The sequence below is a fragment of the Streptomyces sp. NPDC058663 genome, assembly GCF_042716745.1.
Taxonomy (GTDB): Bacteria; Actinomycetota; Actinomycetes; order Streptomycetales; family Streptomycetaceae; genus Streptomyces.
Genome location: NZ_JBHXRV010000017.1, coordinates 122,950 through 146,889 on the forward strand (window position 1 = coordinate 122,950; position 23,940 = coordinate 146,889).

Below are 23,940 nucleotides of genomic sequence, written 5' to 3' on the forward strand. Positions count from 1 at the left end.
GCGGATGCCTCTCGTCACAGGCCCATCAGGGCGGCGATGCAGTTGCGCTGGATTTCGTTGGTGCCGGAGTAGATGGAGCCGGCCGCGGCGTTGCGCAGCTCGCGCTCGATGCCCGTGTCCGTCAGATAGCCGCGGGCGCCGAAGATCTGGATCGCGTCCTGCGCGGTGCGCTGGTTGGCCTCGCTGACCACGATCTTGGTGATGGCCACGTCCGTCGAGGCGTCCTTGCCCTGCTCGACCTTGCGGCCGGTGTCGTACAGCCACTTGCGGGCCGTCTCCACGGCGATCTTCATGTCCGCGATCTTGTGGGAGACCGCCTGGTTCTTGCCGATGGCGCTGCCGAACTGCTGGCGGGTGGTGGCATGTTCGACGACGCGCTTGAGGCGGTGGGTCATCTCGCCGAGGTTGACGGCGAAGGAGAACAGGACCTCCCGCTTCATCACGTGGTCCATGATCAGGAAGCCGGCGCCCTCGCTGCCGAGCCGGTTGCCGACGGGCAGCCTGACGTCCTTCAGGGTGACCTCGCTGATGGGGGAGGTGCGCAGCCCCATGGTCTCCAGCGGCTCACCGACCTCCAGGCCCGGGGTACGGCGCTCGGCGAGGAAGGTGCTCAGCCCGAAGGCGCCCGGCTTGCCGGTGCGCACGTAGAGCAGGAACAGGTCGGCGACCGGGGCGTTGGTGATGAACATCTTGCCGCCGTTGAGCACGTACTCGTCGCCCTCGCGGACGGCCGTGGTCCGGATGTTCATCACGTCCGAGCCGTGGCCCGGCTCGGTGATCGCGTGCGCGGTGATGGCCTGCCCGGAGGTGACCTGCGGCAGGTAGCGCCCGCGCAGCTCCTCGGAGCCGAACGCCTGCAGCGGTATCCCGACGCTGACGATCTGCGTGGACGCCGAGAAGTTCAGGCCCGCGTCCCTGCTGGTGTACCCGAGGCCCTCCAGCGCACGCATGGTCTCGGTGAGCGTGCGTCCCGCCCCGCCGTACTCGGGGGCGAAGGGAAGGGTGAAGAGCCCGGAGCGCTGCAACGGCTTCCACTTGTCGTGCGGGAACTGGGCGGCGCGGTCCCAGCGGGCGACGTCGTCGTTCAGCTCGTCGCCGTAGGGAGCGGTGACGCCGTAGGTGTCTTCGGCCTTTTCAGCTGCCATGCGTGTTCTGCCTTGCCTTTCGCTGGGCACCGGGCGGGGCGCTGGGCGTGCCGGGTGCGGGGCACGGGGTTGCGGGGCGCTGGCGCGCGGCGCCGGGTGCGGGGCCGCGCGGACGCGGCCGGCACACCCGGCGGTGTGGTCAGTAGCGGGAGAAGCCGTCCTCGGAGAGCGAGTGCTTCTCGTCGCCGCGCAGCGCCGGGCTGAAGACGGAGACGAGCAGGAGGTCCTCGTCGTCGGAGGCGATGAGGTGGTGCGCGTCGTTCTTGTCCAGGGCGTAGATGGTCCCGGTCATGATCTTGTGGTGGTCGCCGTCGACGGTGACGACCTCGCCCGAGCCGCCGATGCAGTAACAGGCCTCCAGGTGGCCGAGGTACTGCAGCGCGCTGGAGGTGCCGCGGCGGACCAGCGTCTCGCAGACGGTGAAGCCCATGCCGTCGGCCTCGGTGAGCAGGCGGTGGCTGGTGCCGCTGCCCCACTCGACGGCGGGGACGTCGGAAAGGGAACGAACGATCATGGCGGTACTCCTGTCATCGCTGTGTACGGGACATGTGCCGGTTGCCGCGGGCGCGGCGGCTCAAGAAGGAAGGGAGTGCTCAGACCGCGGCGGGAGCGGCCTTGGCGACGAAGCCGCGGATGTCGGCGAGCGTGCGGTAGGCGGCCGGCTCCAGCGGGATGTCGTCGACGGGGATGCTGTACGTCTCGGATATCCAGGAGATGAGGCGGACCAGGCCCAGGCTGTTGACGACGGTGCTCTCGATGAGGTCGAAGTCGTCGGTCAGGTCCTCGGTGTCCTCGCCGGACAGGAAGTCCTGGACGATGTAGTCGCGGATCGGGTCGTGGGTTGCGGTGCTCATGAAGAGGCTCCGTTCAGTTGGCTGTTCAGAATCGACTTGCGGTCCGGCTTGCCGGTCGGGGTCTTCGGCAGTTCGATGCCGGTGAGTCCGACCGAGCTGGGCACGGCGTGGCGCGGCAGGTGCTTGGCCGCGTACGCCCGCAGGCCCAGCGAGCTCAGGGGGGCGTTGTCCCGGCGCACCACTTCGGCGTGCAGCCGGGTGCCGGCCTCGGGGCAGGGCAGTGCGACGACGGCGGCCTCGACGACGTCCGGGTGGGCCTGCAGGACGGTCTCGACCTCCAGGGTGTTGGTGCGCACGCCGCGCACCTTGACCTGGAAGTCGGTGCGGCCCTGGAGGAAGTAGTGGTTGCCGGCGTCGCGGTGGACGAGGTCGCCGGTGCGGTAGAACAGGGCGCTGCCGCCGCGCGGGTCGCTCAGGAAGGCGTGCGCGTTGCGCGCCTGTTCGAGATAGCCGTGGGTCTGGAAGGGGGTGCGCACCAGGAGCTCGCCCGTGCCGGGGCCCTGGAGGACCTCGGGGCCCTGTGGACCCTCGGTCAGGAGCACGGCGTCGGTGCCCTCGATCGGCGAGCCGAGGGGCAGCGGGTGCGTGTACGCGCCGGGGTCGATGTCGTAGAGGAAGCTGTCGTTGGTCTCCGTACAGCCGAAGACGTTGTGGAAGCGGGCGCCGGGGCAGGCGGCGAAGGTGTCCTTGAGTCCCTGCTCGGACACGGCCTCGCCGGTGAACACGACGGTGCGGACCGCCGGGTAGCGGGCGCCTTCCGCGGCCAGCAGCCGGTGCAGCAGGGGCACTCCCTGGACGAAGGTCACCTCGTTGCCCCGGGTGAGCTCCCGCAGGTAGCCGGCGTTGCCGCTGGCCCCGGCGTCGGCCAGGACGACGGTGCCGCCGGCCTGCAGCACCGCCCAGACGTCCAGCAGCGCCAGGTCGAAGTTGAGCGGCGAGAAGCTCAGCGACCGGGTGTCCGCGTCGAGCCCGAACTTCTCCGTGGCCCAGGCGCCGAAGCGGTCGAAGGCCCGGTCGCCGATGGGGACGAGCTTGGGTACGCCCGTGGACCCGGAGGTGGTGAGAGTCAGCAGTGACTGCGCGGGGTCGGGGGCGCTGAAGCCCTGTGCCCGTGCGGGGTCGGCGTCCTGGCGCGAGAGGATCACGCCGCCGCCGGACGGGGCCGCGGCGAGCAGCGGGCCGTGCGCCTGAGCGGTGAGCGTCGCCAGGGCGGCGTCGCCCAGACCGGGCGACGGGACCAGGGTGTTGATCTGCTGCCGCCATGCCGCCAGCAGCAGCGCGATGGTCTCCGGCGTCTTGTGGGCCGGGACGCACAGGGCACGTACGGCGTCGAATTCGGCCCCGTCGAGGTCGGCGGCGGCCCGGCGGGTCAGCCGCTCCAGGTCCGCGTAGGTGACCTGCCGGCCGGCGATGACGAGCGCGGTGGCGTCGGGCTGTTCCTGCACGTGCCGGCTGATTGCCTGCAACAGGCGAGGCGAAGGCAACGGTCCCCCCTCGGTGGATTTGGCGTCTTGGCTACGAGAGAGAACTTACGGGCTCTTGTTTGCATGGTCAAGCATATAAATTCGAGGAGGGAGTGATCCAGGTCACCACCCCGCCCGCCCCGGAAGAAGCCCGGACATGCAAAAGACGGCGGGAGGCCGGGTCACCCCGGACGCCTCCCGCCGTCTGCCGTGATCGCGTCAGGCAGCGCTGCGCAGCGCCTGCACAGCCCGGGCGAACTGCTCATCGGCACCCGCCGTGTTGAGGGCCGAGCTGAGGACGTCGGCGTACGTGGCACGGGCATCCTGGTAACGCTTGCGCCCCTCTTCGGTGATGACGGCGAACACCCCGCGCCGGTCGTCGGCGCAGCTGTCCTTGTGGGCGTAACCGGCACTGTCCAGCCGCCCCACCAGGCGAGTCACCGAGCTCTGGCCCAGACCGATGTGGTCCGCGAGCTCCTGCATGCGGCGCTCGCCCTTCTCGGCGCCGGTGAGGGCCTCCAGGGCCCGGTACTCGGACAGGCCGATGCCGTAACGGCGCTGCAGGGCGTGCGCGAGCTGGCGCTCCACGAAGGCGTGCAGGCCCAGGACGGCCTCCCACATGGCCTGATCGGAGGCGGCGCGCGGCTGTTGGTGGATCGTCATGGAACGGCTCCCCTTCTCGACTGCGATGACAACAAGATACATGCCCATGCAATTATTTGGGGAGTATTGGTGCCCTCGAGGAGAAGCCTCTTCCGCTATGTACTTGTCGACACAAACAAATAGGTCAGCGTCCCGCGCCCCCCAGGGTCCCGCAGGCGTACGCGGCCGAGACCAGCGTCATGTGCCGGTGCCAGCCCGGGAACGAACGGCCCTCGAAATCCAGCAGACCGAACTCCTCGCCCATGCGGCTCACCGCGGCCTGCGCCCCCCGGGGCGAGCCGGCCAGCTCCAGCAGCTCCGCCGGGTGACGGCCGGTGATGTTCGTCAGCCAGATCCGCCCCGGACGCCCGATGCCCGCATCCCACTCGGCCACCAGCCGCCCGGCCCCCCGGCACGTCCCGCCGTCCGCACGCACCCCGCGCACCGGAATGTCGTACGAGACGACCTGCCGGCCCGCCCCCGCCGGATGCCGCACCCCCCGGCGCACCAGCAGGGCGCGCACCGACTCCCGCTCACCTGGCGGCAGCCCCGGATCCGCCAGGGTGCTCTGGCCCGGGAGAGCGAGGACGAAGGAGTGCCCGCCGCCCTGCAGCCGCTGCGCCAGCGGCACGACGTCGCACAGGGCCGTCAGATCGGCCACCACCGGCGCCGCATGCCCCTGTGACCGTGCCGCCATCTCCTCGACCAGGTCCAGGGCGTGCGCCCACAGGGGCTGGGCCCGGGCCGTCACGGGGATCTTCGCCTGGTCGCGCACCGCCTCGTCACGGGTGAACCGGGGCGGCAGGAAGAGCCTCCAGTCGACCGGAAGGTGCGCCTGCCCCACGTCCAGGAACAATCCCAGACCCAGCTGGCAGTTGACGGTGCGCCCGGACTCCGCCAGGAAGCGCCGGTGCACCCCCGCCGAGCAGTTGCCGCGCTTGGGCAGTACCGCCGGCGCCAGCGTCCAGGCCCGTACCGGCAGCGACCGGGCCGCCCAGCGGGCCAGCTCCCCGCGCGCCGGGGCCCACTCCCACGGGCTGGCGTTGACGAACTGATGGAGCGACGCGGAGGCCGCCTCCGAGCCGGTCACGACCGCCGCCATCCGCCGCACGGTCTTCTTCCCCTGCGTCCGCAGCAGCCCCTGCAGATACACCTGCCCCCAACGCTGCTGGTCGGAGCGGTGCAAATGGCCGAACAGGCGCCCGGGCAGGTCGCCCGGCGGCCGACCCGTCGTCATGCCGGGCGTCTCGTGCGTCGTCGTCACTGCAGGTCCCTCCCAGGTGAGCGTCGCTGTGCACACTAACAAACATAGAGAACGTTCGTTATATTTTCCCGAGAGAACGACTACTTACCGAGGTCCAAGGAGAAGGCGCATGCAGGAACGGGCGGCCAGAACGCGCCAGGCCGTATTGGAAGCGGCCGCCGAAGAGTTCGCCGAACGCGGCTACCAAGGAGCCTCACTGCAACGGATGGTGTGGCGGGCAGCGACCTCGATCGGCGCCCTGACCTTCCACTTCGGCACCAAAACCGCACTGGCCCACGAAGTACGCACCACCGGGCGCGCCCACCTGACGCACTGCCTGCAGGACCGTGCGCCCACCGCCGACCCGCTGCGGGAACTGCGCACCCTGATCGGCCGACTGGCACACCTGGCCCGGGAGGACCCCTTCGTACGAGCCGCCCGCCGCCTGGAAACCGACCGCCACCCCAGCGAACCACCCCTGGCCCAAACCTGGCTGCCCGCACTCCGCGACCTGCTCGACCGGGCCCACAGCACACACCGCCTGCGCCCGGGCGTGTCCCGAGAGGACGCCACAACCCTGCTGACCCACCTCGCGGAGGGCGCCATGTCCGCCCACGACACCACCCGGGAGGATGCCCACCACACCCCCCACGAGGATGCCCACCACACCACCCAGGACAGGGCCCACGACACCGGCCGCGCCACGCCCCGGTCCCCGGCCCCCGCCCCCGACACGCCTCAAGACCCGCCCCCCACCCCCGCATGGGACTCACTCTGGGACGTCGTCCTCCACGGCCTCGCCGCCGACCGACCGACCGAGCCACACCAGATGTGACAGCACCGGCCAAGCAGGGGAGCCCCCTAAAAACGGGCTCCCCCCGTACCGGCCACTTCTCGGTCGACCGGCCCGCGGTACCCCCGCCACCCCGGCCAGCCCTCGACCGGCCGGCCCGCGGTACTCCCGCCACCCCGGCCCCCCTCAACCGGCCGGCCAGCAGTACTCCCGCGCCCACCCCAGCCACTTCCCGGCCGGCCGACAGCGCTCCCGCGCCCACCCCGGCCACCTCCCGGCCGGCTAGCGCCCACCCCGGCCACCTCCCGGCCGGCCCACAGAACTCCCGCGCCCGCCCCCGCCACCGCCTCTCAAACGGCCCGCAGCGCCCCCGCCACCACACCCGCGACCTCGTCCAGGACCCGAGCCCCCGGGCCCGCCGTCAGCCGGTTCCGGACCAAGGCAGCCCCGGCCCTGGCCTGCGGCCACGCCCGGTAGGCCACCCCGCCGGGGCCCTGATGGCCGAAAGCACCGGAACAGACGGCCGGGTGGAGCCCCTCGTCGAGAAGCTGGAGACCGCCCTCGCCGTACGCGCTGACCCCGCCGAGCAGCGGATCCAGTCCCTCGACCCAGAAACTCCGCGCCTGATCGAGCGTCCGCCGCGACAGCAACAGCGGCTCCTCACCCGGAGCCCGCACGGCATCCGCCGCCAGGATCCCCTGAAGCCGGGCCAGACCACGGGCCGACGCGTACACCCCCAGCGAAGGGACGACCGCATAGCGCCGCCGGCTCTCGCTCCACACCCCGGCATCCGCGGGGAACGGCGACGGGTTGTTCCACACCCGCCCCAACAGGTCCGCCCCACCGTCGTCCGCCCCGCCCCGCAGCACCGGGAAACGAGCGCGGAAGTCATCGCCGTACGAAATCCGCGCGGCGTGCGGCAGCTGATCGGGCACCAGGCCGAAGTGGACGTCGAGGCCCAGCGGACCCGCGATCTCCTCCAGGAAGAACAGATCCAGATCGCGGCCGTCGACCCGGCGCACCACCTCCGCGGCGATCCACCCGGCGGTCCACGGCCCGTGCAGCACACCCCCGGCCCGGGAATCCTCCTCCAGACTGTGCAGTTCCAGCAGCGCGGCCATCATGTGCGGGTTCTCCACGTCCCGCTGGTCGAGGTCCGCCGCCATGCCCGGCAACCGGGCAGTGAACGTCAGCACGTCCCGCAGCGTCACCCCGCCCTTGCCCCGCACCGCGAACTCCGGCCAGTACTCGGCGACAGGCCGGTCCAGCGCCAGCGCACCCATGTCGGCGAGCAGCAGGACGGACGTGGCCAGGATCCCGTGGGACCCCGTCAGCACCGGCTGCAGGGTGTCGCCCGACCACGGTGTCCCGATGACCGGATCGGCGGTGCCCTGCCACAGGTCGACGACCAGCTCACCCTCCTGTACGACCGACAGAGCGGCGCCCTGAGCACCCGGCGGACCCGCCTCCCGGCAGGCCCGTTCGAAGAAATGACGCACGGAAGCGAACCCGGGGGCCGTGGTGCCCTGCACGCCGGACGCCACCGCCCGCGGCTGCGGAAGAACCTGCCGTACCAGAGAGGTCGTCATGGGAAGAACTCCAGAAGAGAAAGAGGAGGGAAGCCAGGAACAGCGGTGCACGAGGTGAGCCGGGAGAGGCTCACACCTCAGGAGCACCCGCCGGATAGGGGAGGAACTCGAGATCGGTCAGGTCCTGCTCGGTCAGCCGAAGCCGGTCACCACCGAGGTTTTCCGCGAGGTGCTCCGCCGCCCTCGTACCGGGCAGCGCCACCACGTGCTCACCGAGCCGCAGCAGCCACGCCAGGGCGACCTGCGCGGGAGTGGCCCCGTGCCGGGCCGCCACCTGCGCAACGGCCTGCGTGAGCGCGTAGTTGTGGCGGATGGCCCGCGGAGCGAAACGGGGCTGACCGCGCCGCCAGTCGTCCAGAGGAAGGTCGTCGACCCCGGTGAACGCACCGGTCAGCAGACCGCGGCCGAGCGGGGCACCGGCCAGCAGCGCGATCCGGCGCTCCACCGCGTACGGCACGACGTCGTCGAGACCACAGCGCGTGAAGAGCGACACCTCGGCGGCCATCGCCGCCGCCTCATGCACCGCCTCGGCCGCCCGGGCCTGCTGCACGGTCACCACCGGCAGCCCCAGCATGCGGATCTTCCCCGCCCAGACCTGCTCGGCCAGCGCACCCCAGCTCTCCTCCAGCGGCACGCCCGGATCGACCTGCCGCAGCAGATAGAGATCGATGTGGTCCACGTGCAACCGCCGCAGACTGTCGTCGACCGCATCCCTCAGCGCCTGCGGACCTCCCGCGGGCCGCAGCACACCCTGCGAGTCACCCAGCAGCCCACCACCGGTGCACAGCACCACCTCGTCCCGGCGCCCCTGGATCGCCTCACCGATCAGCCGCTCGTTGTCCCCGGCTGCGTAAGCACCCGCCGTCTCCACAAGGTTGACCCCGAGATCCACCGCCTCCTGGACCAGCGAAACAGCCTTGGTCCTGTCCCTCAGAGCCGGCGCGTAGCGATACGAAAGGCCCATCGCCCCCAGCCCCAGCCGGCCGACAACCGGCCCGTCCCTGCCCAGCGTTGTGGTCCGCATCCCGCGAGAACTCCCTACTCCACAGAGGAAAGCAACCACTCCATGGCACCAGCCCGTCCCCCCAAAGCCCAGCAACCCACTCCTACTTGCCGATCTCCGACGACTTCGCCAAGTCCCCCACACCTGGAACACTCCGGCGTGCGGGCAAGAGGAGGGCAGACACAGGGGCCGGACCCACGGACGGTTTCCGGCCCCGACGGCACAGCCAGGACAACCTCACGGCCCGGAAACTCACATTCGGCGGTCCACCCCCGGCGACCGGGACTGTCCTCCCCGAGAGCCCCAGTCGTTCACCCGGTCTCCAAGTTGGTGCCCCGCAACCGCCTCAGCGGTGCGACCGAACAGGGCATCGTCGCCTCCGCCGACACGAGCGGCAAGCTCCACCGCTACTTCACCGACCAGGACCTCGCCGGGCAGCAACCAGTCTTCCCCCGCGACGGAACTCGCCATCCGCGACGAACCGCACGACATCGGCCCCCACGTCGAAAACAGGCTGGCCGACACCATGGCGGGTACCGCCGTGCGGGCAGCGCGCAGGGTCTGGTGGAGGCGGCGCAGTCCCGGCTCTACGCGGTGGCCCGCCAGCGTGGTGAGGACTCCACCCAGCACGCCTCGGACGGCATGGACGCCGCCTTCGACGCGGTGGAGGCCGCGGGGCGCAGGGCACCGGGTGAGCTGACCGGGGTGCCCACCGGCTTCATCGACCTGGACAGCCTCACCGAGGGGGTTCCAGCCCGGGCAGGCCATCCTGATTGCCGGACGCCCGGCCATGGGCAAGTCGACCCTGGGCCTGGACATCGCCCGTGCAGCGAGCATCCGCGACCGGCTCCACACGGTCGTGTACTTGCTGGAGATGAGCCGCCAGGAGCTGCAGATGCGGCTGCTGTCTGCGGAGGGGCCCGTCGGCCTGCACTGCATCCGCTCCGGCGCCCTGGACGAGGACGCCTGGACACGCATGGCACGCGCCAAGGCGAGGATCGACGCCTCGAACCTGTACCTGGACGACTCCCCCGAGCTGACCGCGATGACGATCCGCACCAAGGCCCGCCGGCTCAAGCAGCAGGGGAAGCTGGACCTGGTCGTCATCGACTACCTGCAGCTGCTCCAGTACGGCGGCCGCCGCCCCGAGAGCCGCCAGCAGGAGGTCTCCGACATCTCCCGCCAGCTCAAGCTCATGGCCAAAGAGCTGGAAGTGCCGGTGATCGCGCTCTCCCAGCTCGACCGCGGGCCCGAGCAGCGCACCGACAAGACTCCGCAGGTCTCCGACCTGCGCGAGTCCGGCTCTCTGGAGCAGGACGCGGACGTGGTGATCCTGCTGCACCGGCCCGACCAGTACGACCCGGACACCCGCCGGGGGGAGGCGGACATCATCGTGGGCAAGCACCGCAACGGCCCGACGGCGCGAATCTCGGTGGCGTTCCAGGGGCACTACTCGCGCTTCGTGGACATGGCCAAGACCTGAGAGCCATCCGTAAAGCAGCCTGTACGCCGCCGTGGGCGCCGATTTCCCCCTCCGGGCCCCTCCCCGGTCCAGCGAGGCCGATTTCGTCGCTCACGGCGGCGTATGACGATCACTCACCGAAAGGGCCTGCATGGTCTCCCTGGTCCGCTACCGTCCCCGGTCCGAACTCGCGGTGCTTCCGGCGGGGCCCCACGACGGGCCGTGCGATCACGGGCCCTGCGCCTGGCCGGCGCTCCTGGCGATAGGCGCGCTCGCGGATCCACGCTGCTGCGGTGACCACCACCCGGAAGCCGTCTCCGACCCCGCCTGATCAAATCGATCTGTCCCGTGTCCCCTGTCCCGTGAATTCCGGGGCGCACGCGCACGCGTGACGCGCGCAAGGGGCAAGGTGCCCCTCCCGGAGGGGACACGCGACAGGGCAGGGGACAGCCGAGGGGACCCCGCCGGCGCCTCCGCTGCGTGCCGCACATGCCGCGTGCCTCGCGTACCGCGTGCACCCGTGCACGTGCACCCGCGGGCACGGGAGAGGGTCCCGTTGGCCTAGGAGGGGCAGCGTTCGGGGCAGCAGCGTGCACCCCAGGGGTCAGCCGGTGGCCGGCCCGGCCCCGAGAGTGCGGCGTCCGGCCGGACGGGCCACGGGCACGGCCACCGGGGAGGCCCCGCTGGGGAGGCCTTCGGCGGCGAGCGGGGCGCGCGGCGCGGCGTCCTGGGTGAGGGAGGCGGCGTTGGTGGTGCCAGTTGGTCCTGTGCCCAATGGGCGGCGCACGGTCATACCGCCATCATCACCGCGGCCCGGCCAGGAGAGCCCCGTTCAGGCCGCCGGAGACGTCGGCATCGGGTCTCGTCTCTTCCGCTTCGGGCCAAAGACCCTCTGTGAGAAGAAGTCGGCGTGATGGGTACCCCTTGACCACGTTGCTGATCTGCGGTGCTCTCCTGCTCGCCCGGCGCCTGGGGCCCGTCGTAGGTCAGTTCCCGTTGGAGTCGCGCTGGAGTTCGCCGGCGGCGGCGAGGGTCTGACCATGAACCTCACGGTGGATAGCAGTTCGCCGGTGGCGGGCGGTGAGGTCCATCGCGGAGAACGCGCCGTCGTGGATGCGTACCGCGACCTGGTCGCGGTGGGGGACGACGCTGCCCGACCCCTGGGTGCCGAGAGCAGGCTCGACTGCCTGAACTCCTCCTGCAGTGTCCGGGGCCACCGCTCGATGCCGCCTCAGCTCCTTACACACCTGCGGCACTCCGTGGGGCCGTCGGCGAGGCGGGCTCGTCAGGGCCCTTCGAGTACCTCGTCTGTGTGATTCGAGGGCAAAATTCTCACGCTTCGGCGTAGCGACTTCGTCGCACTGCGTGACCTTTAGTGCCTGGTCACGAAGCCCGCGCAATGACTACCGGTGAGTACGCACAGTGAGTGGAAAACCTCGAAGTGTATACCCGCAGCTACCCGTCACCGCAACTTCAAAGGTGTCCGGTTTTGCTGGTATTTGCGCCTTATATTGTTCAACTAAGAGTGACATCTTCTAGAGCTGGACAAGGGCGCCTGGCGGTCTGGAGGGCGTCGATACCGGGCGGTATGTCTAGACCGCCGGCCGCCGACGCAGGGGGAGAGGCGCCGCCTTGAGCTGCGCAAACACTGAGGGCCCCGCCAGATGGCGGGACCCTCAGTGACGTTTGACATCGGGCACCCGGAGGGGGCCACCCTCCGGGCGAAGCCCGATGATGCCGAGCGAAGGCCAGTCCAGGGCCCATGTTCAGCACGGGTCATGTAACCGAATCTGATGCTTCGATATGCCGTAATCGGAGGGATTCCGTTGGTGCAACGGAGCAAAACCCGTCTCAGTACGGCTTTCCGGCGAGGCAATTAATCCTGTCAAGCCGGACAAATGAGCTCAAGACCGGGATGTCGGTCTTCTGAGGGATCATCAAATCCCTACGGGGAAGCGTTAGTTGGGCACGTTGTCGGATGTAGGTACTCTCTTCGCCTAACCGGTCGATGACGCCTGGACCTTCGGACGCACGCCCGGTTGCTGCAAGAGCGAAGACAGTCCAGCGGTAACCGGCACGGCAGCCACCCGTGAGCGGGCGCGGCCCTCCTCCGACTAGGCCCCGGAGGAGGGCCGTTGCAGCAGACACCGCACCCGTCTGCCAGTACACCGGAGATGCCCCGTGTCAGCTCTCATTCCCTTCCTCACCGTGGTGGCGGTGTTCCTGATCGTCTTCGGGACGATCGCTTTCGTCGTCGCCAGGATGCATGCCCAGCCCGCCCGCACCGCCGTGATCATCATCGCGATGGGCGGCATCATCGGGGCCCTGGTCCCGGTCACCCGGATCCTCATGGAGCCGCAGCAGCCGCCGGCGGCGCCCGCCCCCGCCGCGGCCCTTCACCGCGTCGTCCCGAACCCGGAGATGCCCGGGGTGACGCCATGACATCGCCACGGAAGACCGAGACCGCCATGCGGCCCCAGGGCGAGGCCCGACCGCGGATCACGAAGCACCTGGAGCCCGCGTACGAAGTCAGTGGCGGCGGCACCATGGGTCCGCGCACCTCGCGCACCCAGCAGGTCCTGCACCACTACTTCATGCAGCAGGGCCTGACCACCGAGGTCGCGGCCGAACTCGCCGAACTCAGCCGGCTCCAGCGCCATCCCCGCACCGCGAAGCAGGTCCTGCTCGGCCGGCGCTACATCGAGTTCGTCGTGTGCGGCACGATCCTGGTCAACGGCAGGATCTGGGGCGGGAACTACGTGCTCGGCAACCTCGACATCTTCACCGAGGTGCCCTCCATCGGGCAGCGCGAGCGGGTCCAGTTCCTCGCCGCGACCGTCACCATCCGGATCCCGCGCGACGCGCTGCGCAGCCGCGCGGTACGCGACCTGTCCGTGGTCCGGATGGTCCACCAGCGGCTCATGACCTACGTCAACGAGTTCGAGACGCTGTACGGCACGAACCCCCTCGCGCCGATATGCCGTGTCGCCCGCCTCCTGCACCATCTGAGCTTCCAGCAGGAGCTCGGCGCGGAGATCCTCATCGGCGTCCTGGACCCGAACATCGTCCAAGGCCCCAGCCAGCGCGACTTCTCCGAGGCACTCGGGCTGGGACTGGCCACCGTGGAGAAGAGCATCCGGGCCCTGCGCGACCACGGCATCCTCGGCTCCAACACCGGTACACGCACCAACCGCGCCTACAAGATCAAACAACGGGACCGGCTCCACCAGATCGCCATGGGAGCCACCCTCAACGACTGACCTGTCACCTGGCTCCATGATCGGCACCCTCCTCCGGGGGCGTCGGCGCCTCGACGGCGGGGTCGCCGGCGAGTGGGGCCGGTCGTGGAGCGCAGTCGGCCCGCGCATCCCAAGACCCCCGCAGGGGCCTGCACCACGGCGTGCGGCCAGCCCGGCGAAGCCGTCCTTCGCCGGGCTTGCCCGTGCCCGGCTCAGGCCCGCCAGGGGCGGTTGCCCGAGGCGTGGTGCGTAGGCGGGGTGGCCCGGTCCGGCTATGGCGGACGGCTGCTTCCCGCTGGTTGGCTGGTGGTGCGCAAAGCACCGACCAGGACGCGCCACACAGCCCGGCTCCGGCGCCCGTCATCCCGTTTCCCCGCTCTACCCCCGATCGGCCGGGAAGCCGACCCCGACGGCGCGGACTCGGCCCCGGCCCCGGCTACCAAGGACTACAGCGCTGACACGGCCAAGCGGTGAGGCGTTGCCCGCTGCCCGAGGGGCCCGGCGCCGCGCGACGCCGGGCCCCTCGCGCGCGTTTGACGTGCACACGCGCCCGTGTACACGTGTGCACGCGAGGGAGCGCTGTTCCCCCGGGGAACAGCATGGGTACATCGGCCGCCAGCCGGGGAGGTTGCGGGGCTTGTCCGGCGCCAACCGCACGCCCTCTCTGACGGGTGGGAGGCGGAGCGGCCCGGCGGTTCTGCTCCTCTGGGCACCCGACCTGACCTGCACGTCCCGTGCACCGGTCCTTGAGCCCCGGTGAGACGGGCTACTTCGTGATGAACTTGTATGCCCGGATTTCGGTTTTCGTCCATACGTAGAGGTGGGTGGGACTGGCGGCGAGCCAGGAGGCGCCGGGTACGGGGGAGAGGGTGGCGATGCGCTCGCCCGTCGAGACGTCGAGAGAGGTCACGTTCCCGTTCTCACGGTCGGAGTAAAAGACCTGACCGGCGGCCGTCTGCATCATCACGGTGCCTGCCGTCAGGTGCTTCCACTGCTCCCGGCCGGTCTTCCGGTCGAGAGCGTGGATGTAGTCACCCTGTGAGGTGATCAACATGTTCCCGATCAGGCGTGGGGTGGAGAGCGAGCCCTGCTCCAGCTTGGTCGTCCAGGCCTTCTGCCCGGTGGCCAGGTTCACGGCGTACATGGATCCGTCGTGGGAACCGAAGTAGACGATTCCGTCGGCGATCGTGAGGTCGCCGGAGGTCCTGGCGTGCGTAGGCGTGACGTACGTCCACACCAACTTGCCGGTTTCGCTCGAGAGCGCTTTCGCCTTTCCGTTGCGGGTCAGCAGGACGACAGTAGTGCCGGAAGATCCGACCCTGTCGGCCCATAAGTCCAGGTCTTCCTCGTGCTGCCAGATCTTGCGTTCCAATGACTTGTCCACGGTGACAATGTCGCCGGTGTTTTCAATGTGTATGCCTGAAGTTGTTTCTACCGGAGCCATGGACACCGATATTCCATCGGTGTCCATGGCTCCTTTTTCCTTTCCTGAATCCAGATCGAGGGCGGTAATCCACCCGTGGTCGGAAGCGACGTAGACGGCTTCCTTCGTCACCAGCGGGCATGCGATGTCGCCCACCTTGTGTGTCCACTTGATCTTTCCCGTGTTGGCGTTCCGCATGGTTACGTCGGAATTTCCTGCATCGATGACGGCGCTGCCGGTGTACTTGGGGCAGAACCGTTCTCCGCTGGTGCGCGCGGTCCAGGCGGGATCTTCGGAGATAGTGACGACCTTCTTTTCCGTTGGCTTGTCGTCAGTCGGATTCCGGGCAGGGGGTGAGGCGTCACAGGCAGACATCGACAGGGTGAGAACCGCCGCGACGAGAAGGCTCCTCGCTTGCACTCTCAGTGGTGAGGCGCTCATCCGAATGCCCCCTTCTGGAAGAAGTAGAGGCGCTGGTTGTAGCTGGTGACGTAGACCCCGTCGGCAGTGGCCGTGATGTCGGCCAGGGTGTTGTCGATCGTGAAACACTCGACGAGAGTGCCCTCGGCGACGGTGTGGGCGCAGAGCTTCTGACTGTCGTACGCGACGTACAAGCGGTCAGCGAAGGCAGACAGCGCAAGAGGTTGTGCGTCGCTCTTCTCCCTGTGCTCGACGACCCACTTCAGGCGCTTTTCCTTCAGGTCTACGGCGGTGAGCGCTCTGCCGTCCTTGCCTGCTTCGGTGAAGATCAGCACATCGCTTGCCGCCTCCATGGCGGACATGTAGACGTCGATGGTGTGGCTCCGGCGCCACAGCTCCCTTCCGCTGCGGGTGTCGAGGGCGACGATCTCCTTGTCGGCGTTCGCGATGACCGCACCGCCGGCAATGAATGGGCCGCGGGTGGCGTCCTTGCCCGAGACGTCCTTGCGCCATCTGACCGCTCCGGTCTCGGCGTTCAAGGCATAGAGCAGACCGGTACGAGCGGACACATAGACCGTGTCCTTCGTCAGCACGGGGGAACCAATGGCCTGGGCATCCAGCTTGGTGGACCACAGGACCTTGCCGTCGTGAGGGCGCAGGGAGACGACCTCGTTCCCGACGGTCTTCACCAGCAAGCCCGGAGCGGCGGCGAGAGAACCGGCGAAGTCGGGGTCCTCCCACCGCACCTTGCCACTGCGGGAATCGACCGTCTTCAGCTCGTTGTAGGAACTACGGACGTGCGCGAGCCCTCCGGACGTCACCGGCGGTCCGCTGATGTTCTTGGTGAGCGGTACCGTCCACAACCGCCGGCCAGTGGTGGCGTCGATCCCGTAGGCCGCGCCTTGCCACGCAGTGGTGATCACCACCGTGCCGTCCAGGACGGGCTTGTTGTTCAGCGGGTACGGGAGCACCGAAGACCACTGCGGTCCTACTTTTTTCGTCTCCTCACCGCCGTTCCCGTCGTCCTGCGACAGGTTGTCCTTGGCGCCGCTGGTGTCGCGCGGCCACCAGCCCTGCGGCCACAGCGTGGTGATCAGGAAGACCAGCAGAACAAGGCCCCCGAACATCGCCCATGCCGTGAGGTCCACGTGCTTGACGGAGCGGACGGTGCCGCCCGAGGCCGACCCGGTGTCCCCGGTCGACGCTGCCACCGGCCTCACGCGCGGGCGCCGTTCCCGTTCCCGCTCCGGCGGCGCACTTGGCGGCTCGCCGCCTTCTTCCGTGGCCTCGGTCGCGGCAGCCGGGGCAGCGCCCTCCTCATCTGCGGATTCATTGGTTCCGGCAGGAGAAGCGGTCGTTGTTCCGGCGGGAGAAACAACCACGTGCTGCTCGATGCGGGAGATCTCCCCTTCGTACGACTGCCAGGCCGCATCGACTGCTTCCACCGCCTCGGCGACCACCCGCTCAGGCGCGGCAGGATCCTCCAGCAGCGCGTCCCGGGACCGGAACGCGGCCACCAGCCGGGCCTCCAGATCCGCCACCCGCCGCTCGGCCGCCGTCAGCTGCCGCATCGTGACAGCCTCCCGCTGCACCAGAGCGGCCTGCTTGTCCTCCAGATCGCGGCGCTGGACGCGCGCCAGAGACAACCTCTTACTCACCACCGCCCGCGAACGCAGGACTACCGCGTACCGGGAAGCCAGCTCGCCGCTGCGCACTTCCGCCTGCTCCAGGGCCGCCGTGACCTGATCGAGCTCGGCACGCAGAGCCTGCTCACTGTGCTCCAGCTTCTCCGACCTGACCGCGGCCGCCGACACCTCGGCAGCCAGCCCCGCGTTCTCGTCCTTCAGCCCGGCCTCGGACCGGGCCGCCTCCTGGGCCTGCTGCACCAGCAGACTTTGCAGACGCTGGATCTCCCTGCGCGCCGCCTGCTGTTCGCTCCGCGCACGGCGCACCGCCCGCAGCAGCTGCTCCTGCTCCTCCTGCAGCCGCACGACCTCGTTTTCCGCAGCGTCCTCACGTTCCTGACGCCGCAGCTCTTCACGTTCCGCCTGCTTCACCTCGGCGTCCAGCCGCTTCACCTGGCCCAGCGCCTGCTCCAGACTTGACCGGCACTCCACCAGCTGGTCGCGAGTACGCCGATGCTCCTTGCGCGCCACATCCCGCTCGGTGACCATCTGTTCGCGCTCGTCCAGCAGCTCGTAGAAGTGATGCAACTGGGGGTTGGTCTCGCGCAGGACAGCGGAGTACTTCTCCAACACCAGCTCGCGCACGCCCTCCGGCAGCGGCTGGTCCGCGACCTCCTCCGCATAGGCAAGCAACCGCAGTAGCTTGTCCCGGTCGGGAATCCGCTCCCCGGAGCGGTACTTCGATAAAGACGGCCCGCTGAACCCCTCACTCTTCTCGTTGAGCGCGGCGGAAATCTGGGCCGTGGTCACGCCCAAGCGGGAAAGCCGGTCGAAGAACTCCTTGCGGATGATGTCCGCGAACTCCCGCTGTGCACCCCCCAGCCCAGTCAGGTCCTTCGGCGGGCGGCCCTGCTTACGGGAGGGAACCCCTGGCCGCGGAACTCCCCTGTGACCATCCTCCGCCATCCCCTCACCCCCTATGCCGACCACTTCTTTCTTTCGTGCCGTGAACAGCGCTTTTCACCATGGCGGTACAAATTTCTGTCCTCAACAGTGGCTCTTCAACGCCGAACACAACGCCAAAAATCCAGTTGGGGAATCAGGAGAACATCATGCTGTACCGCACCCGCACAGGTCACCCGAACAGCAGCGACCGACCCGCAATGCGAGCACGGCGCCTCATCACCACCGTGGCGACAGCGTTCTTCGTCCTCACTGCCCCCGCTCCCCTTGCCGTGGCCCTCGTCGAACCTCCGGCACCTGCCTCGCAGACCGCTGCCCCCGCCCCGGCCGCTCCTCCGTCTGCTGCTCCTGCCCCGCCGGCCGGCCCCAACGAGCCTGTGTACGACACCCAGCCGCCCGGCGTCAGCGCCTACCTGCCCGCCGAAACCCTCATCGTCATCCTCACCCTCACCGCCGTCTTCATCCTCGCCCTCCGCTACGGCCCGGCCCTCGCCGCAGCTGGCATCAAGGCGCTGATCCGCCTCTTCCAGAACACGCCCCCTGCCCAGTGACCCCGCACCGTGCCGCCTCGGGGACGGCACGGACACCACAGTCCGGACGTTCCAGGCCTGCGACGGCGGAAGCGGGGGCATCGTTGCACCGCATGACGACACCCCCGCTCTCCTCCGGCCCGGTGTCCGCCCTCGCCGACGCAGCCGCCGACGGCCGGCCCGACATCCACCGCGTCAGCGCGCAGGACGTGGGCGAAGGACTCGACGCCCTCCGCGGCGCACTTACAGCCCGACACCGACACCGCCCGCCTCTTGGCCCCGGCCACACTCGCGGCTGTCCGGCTGCGACACCACCTCGACCCGGATGCAGGCACCGTTGCCGCGACGTCAACCAAAACGCTGCGGAGCATCCTCCAGTGCCTGACGTTCCGCGTGTCGTACTGCTTCGGGCGCAGCGCGGGCGAATCCCCCAAGGCGCGGCCTCTGCCCCGGATACCGAGGCCTGCGCCCCCGCCCCGGGCCTGCGGCCGATCTCCGGCCAGAGGCCCGTGAGGAGCCGCGGTGAGTCGCATGGTTGGCTGCGTGGATACCCCGGGCGGGGAACCAACCATGGAACCAACCACGGCGGGGCTCGTCCCAGCATTCTGGAACGAGCCCCGCCGTCGGCGCTACCTCGATGAGTCAGGTCGTCTGCTGTGCGGGCACCTTGATCTCAACTTCTATGCCGACGGAAGCGGACAACGCTTCGATCAGCTCACGCACCATCGTGCGGGTGCCCTCAGGGTTGTGCTTCATCGCTGCCCGGAGTGCGTCCGCGTCCAGCTTCTTGCTGGCCCGGGCCAGCGCCTTGTACGGGTCTGCGGCCTGCGGCAGCGAGGCCGCGCCCTCTGTACTCGCCAGGTAGGCGAGCACCGCCTCCTCGGTGGCCTTCTTCTTGCCGGCCGCTTCCGGCGGGAGCGCCTGGACGGCACCCTTCACCATGGCGGAGGTGACGCCCAGCCGCTGCACCTGGATCAGTGCGATGTACAGCAGGGCTGCGGCGTCGATGCTGTGTTCCTCGGCGAGCGAGACCAGCTCGCGAGCCTGGGCGATGCCGAGCTTCTTGGAAACTACAGTTTCCAGATCGTTCGATTTGTCACCGACCAATTCGAACAGCTTCTCCGTGATCCTCCACGTCTTGATCAGCTGGTTCCCGTACTGCGGCGTGATGTCCCACAGCTCGTTGCAGTAGTCCTCGAAGCTCTTGTGTGTCGCCCGGTACAGCCGCCCGTCCCGCACGACCTGCAGCGCCTTGCCCGCAGCCCAGTACGCGATCCGCAGGTTCTCCAGCGCGGCCTCGCAGCGCACCAGGAGCTCGCGCTCCTGCGCGATGAGCACCGGGGTGTCGGAGAGCTGCTTCGTCGGCAGGTGGTCGATGGCCCGGGCCAGCGCCACCGCCGTACCCGGCTTGCCGGGCCCCTGCGGGCCCCCCGTGGGGTTGATCTGGCGTCCCATCAGAGCATCTGCTCCATCGTCAGGGCCACGCGCATGAAGTCCTCGCGGGCGTTCAGCGCGGTGCCGCTCATCTTGTACTCGGTGACGAGCGTCCCGTTCTCGTAGGCGTGCTCGTGAATCGTGTACCGCCGGATCGGATCCGAGACGCGCGGATAGGCCCGCTCATCGATCCACACCTTCACCTTGTCCAGCTGCACCTCGCCCCGGTCCTTCCCGGGGTCGTGCATGTTGATCACGACCAGAAACGGGATGCCCCGCGGCTTGAGGACCCGCTCGATCGTGAACTCGCACTCGTCCCAAGTGATTTTGGACGGGGTGATCGGCACGATCGCCAGGTCCGCCACCTCAAGCACCTCGCGCAACGCGTCGGCGGTCCGGCTCTCCCCCAGCGGATCCGCACCCCACTCGGCATCGGGATCGATATCCAGGAAGCCCGGGGTGTCGACGATGATGCGACGCCGCTCCGGATCGTCCACGATGGCGGGCAGGATGCCCAACTTGCTCTTGGTCACGACGTAGTCGAACGGCAGCGCCGCCTCACGCACCCCCGCACACCACTTCTCCAGGGTGCCCTGGACATCGATACCGGCCGCGACGACCGGGGAGCCGGCCTCCTCGTCCGCCGACTTCACCGCGGAGCGGCCCGCGCACGCAGCCGTGTTCACCGCGATCGTGGACTTGCCCGCGCCGCCCTTCTGCTGGATGACAACGATGACCTTCGCCGTCCGGCCGTCGCGGACTGTTGTCTCCGCGGCATGGCGCACGGCTGTGGATGTACTCATCCGGTGACCTCTCACTTGTCCGTTGGTTTCACCGCCCAGTGCGGCTACTCAGACAGCTCAGATGTTGTCAGAGTCGAGGGGGACTCCTCCGCGCGCCCCGCCGCAGGTCACCGCAAGCAGTCATACAAATCAGATGGGCCTGGTGCTCTGTACCGCGAGCGGCCGGGTGTCTCGCAGTGAGAGACACCCGGTGATGTCGGGTCCGTCTGCACGCCGCTGACCTGCCGTGGTTAGTCCGTCAAGAGCCGTGGTTAGTGCCGTGGTTAGCACCATGGTTAGTACCGCGCTGGACTTACCACGGCACTAACCACGGGATCAGACCGGCAACGCACTGGCCCGCGCTTTCGGCCGCCGGTCGACGCTCGGGCAGGTCCCGGGAGCACCGGTTACCGGTTACAGGCGCTCCCGAGACCTGCCGTCTCCCCCTGAGCAGCGCGAAACCGTGTGCGCGGGGCCGGTAACCGATAACCGGTAACCCCTCAGCGGGGCGGCACCCGGCTCCGGCAGCGTCGGGCTTGTGACGGGACGGATGCGTGCCGTTACGGTGATCGTCCGCGTAGGTGATCACCCCGGGGGTGGCTGGTACATGGGCACGACGGCACGGCTGACGGCGGCAGGCGGCGCGCTCGCGCTCGTTCTGGCCCTGGCGGGATGCGGGGGAGACGGCGGTGCTCCGGCGGCGTCTGAGGCCCCCTCAGCGGCTGCGGTGCCCCCTGCCCGGTCGTCGGCTCCGGCCGACCCGGATGCGGCGCATAAGACGGCGGCGCTGGCTGTGTACCGGGCGATGACGCGGGCGCAGACGGCCGCGTACCGGAAGGCGGATCCGGCCGGTACGGACCTGGAGCGGTACGCGACGACGCAGGCGCTGGGGAAGATGCGCATGGACCTGCGGCAGATGAAAGCCGCGGGGACGGTCGTGCGGGGCGGTGCCGGGCACACCCCGGCGGTGTCCAGCCTGGACATGCGGGCGAAGATCCCGACTGCCACGGTGTCCGACTGCATCGACCTGTCGGAGTACGAGACCTACGACGTCAAGGCGGGCAAGCCGATCCCGCTGCCCTCGGCTCAGCCGCTGCGCTACACGGCCACGGCCTCGATGGAGCGCTGGGACGGGCGGTGGATGGTGACCGACCTGGACCCGCAGGGCGGCGGGACATGCTGAGGCGCCGGGCCGCGGGGGCGCCCCTGGTCCTGGCCATGGCCCTGGTCGGGGCCCCCATCCCTGCGGCCTGGGCGGACGGGCCGGATCCGGGGTGCATGGGGTCCAGCTCGATTTTCGTCCGCGTCTGCGCCGCTGACGGCGGCAGTACCGAGGGCAAGCCGGGCGGCGCCGGTTGGGCCGGCTCCCCGGTGGCGGCCGGGTCCAAGGGTGGCAAGGGCAAGCCGGGCAAGCCCGTCTGCCGGTACACCCGGGTCGAGCCGCAGCCTCCGGTGGGCAGTCCGCTGTGGGGCGGGCACAAGCCGGGCGACAAGGGTGCGGTGTTCATCGCGGAGTGCGACGACACGCAGACCGCCCGCCCGGTCTGGATCGCGGACGGCGCCGCCCCGGCCGCGCCCGCCATCGACCCTGAAGTCGTCGCGCACCAGGCGATCGACCAGGTCCGCCTCGACGGCCCGAAGGTGGCCGCCCCGCGAGCGGGGCGGCCGTACCTGATCGGGCTGCCGGTGTGGATGTGGGTGGAGCCGACCGAGTCGACGTACGGGCCGACCACCGCGACCGCGACGGCCGGCGGCGTGACGGTCTCCGCGACGGCCACGGTCACCTCGATCGCCTGGACCATGGGAGACGGCACCACGGCCACCTGCGCCGGACCGGGCACCCCGTACTCCCCGGCCCGGGGCACCTCCCCGTCACCGGACTGCGGTCACCGGTACACCCGCCTCGCGCGCCCTCTCGGGCAGCCCTACCGGGGCACCGCCACCTCGACCTGGACGGTGGACTGGCAGGTCGTCGGCGGCACCGGCGAGACGGGCACCTTCACCGAAACCCGGCAGACACCGTTCACCCTGGGCCTCCACGAGATGCAGGCCGTGGGCACAGCCCCCTGACAGAACCCCTGCCCCAACACCTGACAGAACCCCTGACAGAACCCCTGACATGGGTTCCGCGACGGCGGGACGTTTGTGCTGGTCAGCCCCCGTGGTCAGTACGTCGGCGAATCCTGACAACCCCCTCACAGCCTCCTGTACCGCCACCCCTGGGGAAAAAGGGCGGGGCAGCAGTACAGGACGCTGCTCGGGGGTCGGGCGGCAGGTTCTTCTTCCGGGCCGGGCTCGCGGGGCTCGCCCGCGCCGCAAGCAATCGCCCCGGGCCTGCCCGCCGCGCCCGTTGCTTTAGGGGTTGCTTTAGCCCTTGCCTTACCCGTTGCGCGCCTTTCTGGGCAACGGCGCGTTTCCGCAGGTCATCCCCCGTGGTTGGCGCCTGAGAGAACCCTGACAACCCCCTCACAGCCTCCTGTACCGCCACCCCTGGGAAAAAGGGCGGGGCAGCAGCACAGGACGCTGCTCGGGGGTCGGGCAGCAGGTTCTTCTTCCGGACTGGGGCTCGCAGGGCTCGCCCGCTGCGCCGCACCGCCCTGCGTGCGACGGCCCGGGGGCGGCCGAGTCGGGGCACGGGGCCGGGGCCCTGGGGTCACCCCGGCGGTGCCTGTGGCCCGAGGTGCTCGCCCCCGGGCGCGGTGAATTCGGGGCGTGAATTGGGGCTGCATTTCCTGGGCTGTTTTGCTCGGGGGGTGCGGCCCTTTTTCGTGGGTGGTGTTCGGGGGCGATCGGGTGTTTGTGTTCGGGGTGCTGGATTCGACTCGTAGAGGGTCGGAATTCGGTTCTGTTTCCTGACGGACTGTCAGATCGGGGGTGTGGGGGCGGGCCACCGTGTGGGTTGCTCGGGTGTGGTGGGTGTTGGTGCAGGTCAGAGGGGGTGAGCGGGTGTGGTGTTGCGGGGGAGGGCCCGGAGAAACGGGAGCGAGCGGCGGGGGAGGGGATGCCCGATCCTGAGCTTTTCCAGCGGGGTGCCAGAATGACGCACACTCAGCAGGCAGGCCGGAGCGACCCATTCAGCTTCTTACGCTCAGTCACGTCGGGTAGCCGACTCACACGGGCCCGGGCCACCCTCTCGCGTAGCCAGCCCCCGCGAAGCGGGCCAACTCGACTGCGGAGCAGGCGAGTTGCTGGTGCGGAGCACCAGAGTCCGGGAGGCCGCGAAGCGGTCGCCCGGACACGCAGGGCCACGGAGTGGACCGGCGTGTCGGGAGCGGAGCGACCGAGGGAAGTGCCGCGTAGCGGCACCGCGTCGCGTCCTGTCTCTTATAA

The 23,940-nt window shown here is 69.6% G+C and carries 20 protein-coding genes and 1 pseudogene; 7 read left to right on the plus strand and 14 right to left on the minus strand.

From position 1 onward, the window contains the following. Positions 1 to 14: 14 nt before the first annotated feature. From ACFWVV_RS15110 to ACFWVV_RS15135, 6 genes are all read right to left on the minus strand, one after another. Complete coding sequence (locus ACFWVV_RS15110; RefSeq protein ID WP_384357241.1) at positions 15 to 1,145, minus strand: acyl-CoA dehydrogenase family protein; 1,131 nt, start codon at positions 1,143 to 1,145, stop codon at positions 15 to 17. 139 nt (positions 1,146 to 1,284) lie between these two features. Further along, positions 1,285 to 1,659 carry an ectoine synthase gene (locus tag ACFWVV_RS15115; protein ID WP_384357243.1) on the minus strand — a complete coding sequence of 125 codons (375 nt, stop codon included), beginning with the start codon at positions 1,657 to 1,659 and terminating at the stop codon, positions 1,285 to 1,287. A 79-nt stretch (positions 1,660 to 1,738) separates the two neighbouring features. Then, complete coding sequence (locus ACFWVV_RS15120) at positions 1,739 to 1,999, minus strand: acyl carrier protein (protein WP_384357245.1); 261 nt, start codon at positions 1,997 to 1,999, stop codon at positions 1,739 to 1,741. Further along, a complete protein-coding gene (locus tag ACFWVV_RS15125) occupies positions 1,996 to 3,465 on the minus strand; it encodes an AMP-binding protein (RefSeq protein WP_384357247.1) in 1,470 nt (489 codons plus the stop codon). The genes ACFWVV_RS15120 and ACFWVV_RS15125 overlap by 4 nt, the downstream gene beginning before the upstream one ends. A gap of 216 nt (positions 3,466 to 3,681) precedes the next feature. Beyond that, positions 3,682 to 4,125, minus strand: coding sequence for a MarR family winged helix-turn-helix transcriptional regulator (locus tag ACFWVV_RS15130; RefSeq protein ID WP_384357249.1), 444 nt, complete (start codon positions 4,123 to 4,125; stop codon positions 3,682 to 3,684). A 124-nt stretch (positions 4,126 to 4,249) separates the two neighbouring features. Continuing rightward, a complete protein-coding gene (locus ACFWVV_RS15135) occupies positions 4,250 to 5,368 on the minus strand; it encodes an IS701 family transposase (protein WP_384357251.1) in 1,119 nt (372 codons plus the stop codon). A 109-nt stretch (positions 5,369 to 5,477) separates the two neighbouring features. Here ACFWVV_RS15135 and ACFWVV_RS15140 point away from each other — a divergent pair, with 109 nt between their 5' ends. Continuing rightward, entirely contained in the window at positions 5,478 to 6,182 is a 705-nt protein-coding gene (locus ACFWVV_RS15140; RefSeq protein ID WP_384357253.1) for a TetR family transcriptional regulator, read from the plus strand. 308 nt (positions 6,183 to 6,490) lie between these two features. Here the strand turns inward: ACFWVV_RS15140 and ACFWVV_RS15145 are convergent, their stop codons facing one another. Both ACFWVV_RS15145 and ACFWVV_RS15150 read right to left on the minus strand, forming a co-directional pair. Beyond that, positions 6,491 to 7,729 carry a serine hydrolase domain-containing protein gene (locus tag ACFWVV_RS15145; protein WP_384357255.1) on the minus strand — a complete coding sequence of 413 codons (1,239 nt, stop codon included), beginning with the start codon at positions 7,727 to 7,729 and terminating at the stop codon, positions 6,491 to 6,493. Positions 7,730 to 7,799: 70 nt separating this feature from the next. Further along, positions 7,800 to 8,753 (minus strand): aldo/keto reductase, encoded by a 954-nt coding sequence (locus tag ACFWVV_RS15150; protein ID WP_384357257.1) that lies wholly within the window; start codon positions 8,751 to 8,753, stop codon positions 7,800 to 7,802. Between the two features lie 510 nt (positions 8,754 to 9,263). On the opposite strand from ACFWVV_RS15150, the pseudogene ACFWVV_RS15155 reads away from it, so the two are divergent. Further along, a pseudogene (locus ACFWVV_RS15155) lies at positions 9,264 to 10,215 on the plus strand (replicative DNA helicase); the annotation flags it as partial. Between the two features lie 583 nt (positions 10,216 to 10,798). Here ACFWVV_RS15155 and ACFWVV_RS15160 read toward each other — a convergent pair. Together ACFWVV_RS15160 and ACFWVV_RS15165 are read right to left on the minus strand one after the other, a co-directional pair. Beyond that, positions 10,799 to 10,987, minus strand: coding sequence for a hypothetical protein (locus tag ACFWVV_RS15160; protein WP_384357259.1), 189 nt, complete (start codon positions 10,985 to 10,987; stop codon positions 10,799 to 10,801). Positions 10,988 to 11,180: 193 nt separating this feature from the next. After that, a complete protein-coding gene (locus ACFWVV_RS15165; RefSeq protein ID WP_384357279.1) occupies positions 11,181 to 11,411 on the minus strand; it encodes a hypothetical protein in 231 nt (76 codons plus the stop codon). A 964-nt stretch (positions 11,412 to 12,375) separates the two neighbouring features. On the opposite strand from ACFWVV_RS15165, the gene ACFWVV_RS15170 reads away from it, so the two are divergent. Continuing rightward, positions 12,376 to 12,636 (plus strand): hypothetical protein, encoded by a 261-nt coding sequence (locus ACFWVV_RS15170; protein ID WP_384357261.1) that lies wholly within the window; start codon positions 12,376 to 12,378, stop codon positions 12,634 to 12,636. After that, the gene (locus ACFWVV_RS15175; RefSeq protein ID WP_384357263.1) at positions 12,633 to 13,454 is read left to right on the plus strand and encodes a hypothetical protein; all 822 of its coding nucleotides are present in this window, start codon (positions 12,633 to 12,635) and stop codon (positions 13,452 to 13,454) included. The genes ACFWVV_RS15170 and ACFWVV_RS15175 overlap by 4 nt, the downstream gene beginning before the upstream one ends. A 745-nt stretch (positions 13,455 to 14,199) precedes the next feature. Here the strand turns inward: ACFWVV_RS15175 and ACFWVV_RS15180 are convergent. Continuing rightward, a complete protein-coding gene (locus ACFWVV_RS15180) occupies positions 14,200 to 15,297 on the minus strand; it encodes a PQQ-binding-like beta-propeller repeat protein (RefSeq protein ID WP_384357265.1) in 1,098 nt (365 codons plus the stop codon). Beyond that, positions 15,294 to 17,867: a PQQ-binding-like beta-propeller repeat protein gene (locus ACFWVV_RS15185; RefSeq protein WP_384357267.1), complete on the minus strand. Its 2,574-nt coding sequence runs from the start codon at positions 17,865 to 17,867 to the stop codon at positions 15,294 to 15,296. The genes ACFWVV_RS15180 and ACFWVV_RS15185 overlap by 4 nt, the downstream gene beginning before the upstream one ends. Positions 17,868 to 18,064: 197 nt before the next feature. On the opposite strand from ACFWVV_RS15185, the gene ACFWVV_RS15190 reads away from it, so the two are divergent. Then, positions 18,065 to 18,415, plus strand: coding sequence for a hypothetical protein (locus ACFWVV_RS15190; RefSeq protein WP_384357269.1), 351 nt, complete (start codon positions 18,065 to 18,067; stop codon positions 18,413 to 18,415). A 621-nt stretch (positions 18,416 to 19,036) separates the two neighbouring features. Here ACFWVV_RS15190 and ACFWVV_RS15195 read toward each other — a convergent pair. Together ACFWVV_RS15195 and ACFWVV_RS15200 are read right to left on the minus strand one after the other, a co-directional pair. Continuing rightward, positions 19,037 to 19,849 (minus strand): hypothetical protein, encoded by an 813-nt coding sequence (locus tag ACFWVV_RS15195; RefSeq protein ID WP_384357271.1) that lies wholly within the window; start codon positions 19,847 to 19,849, stop codon positions 19,037 to 19,039. Beyond that, a complete protein-coding gene (locus ACFWVV_RS15200; RefSeq protein ID WP_384357273.1) occupies positions 19,849 to 20,631 on the minus strand; it encodes a ParA family protein in 783 nt (260 codons plus the stop codon). The genes ACFWVV_RS15195 and ACFWVV_RS15200 overlap by 1 nt, the downstream gene beginning before the upstream one ends. A 586-nt stretch (positions 20,632 to 21,217) precedes the next feature. Between ACFWVV_RS15200 and ACFWVV_RS15205 the strand changes: the two genes are divergently transcribed. Next, entirely contained in the window at positions 21,218 to 21,793 is a 576-nt protein-coding gene (locus tag ACFWVV_RS15205) for a hypothetical protein (RefSeq protein WP_384357275.1), read from the plus strand. Then, complete coding sequence (locus ACFWVV_RS15210) at positions 21,787 to 22,680, plus strand: ATP/GTP-binding protein (protein ID WP_384357277.1); 894 nt, start codon at positions 21,787 to 21,789, stop codon at positions 22,678 to 22,680. Before ACFWVV_RS15205 ends, ACFWVV_RS15210 begins: the two co-directional genes overlap by 7 nt. Positions 22,681 to 23,940 lie beyond the last annotated feature (1,260 nt).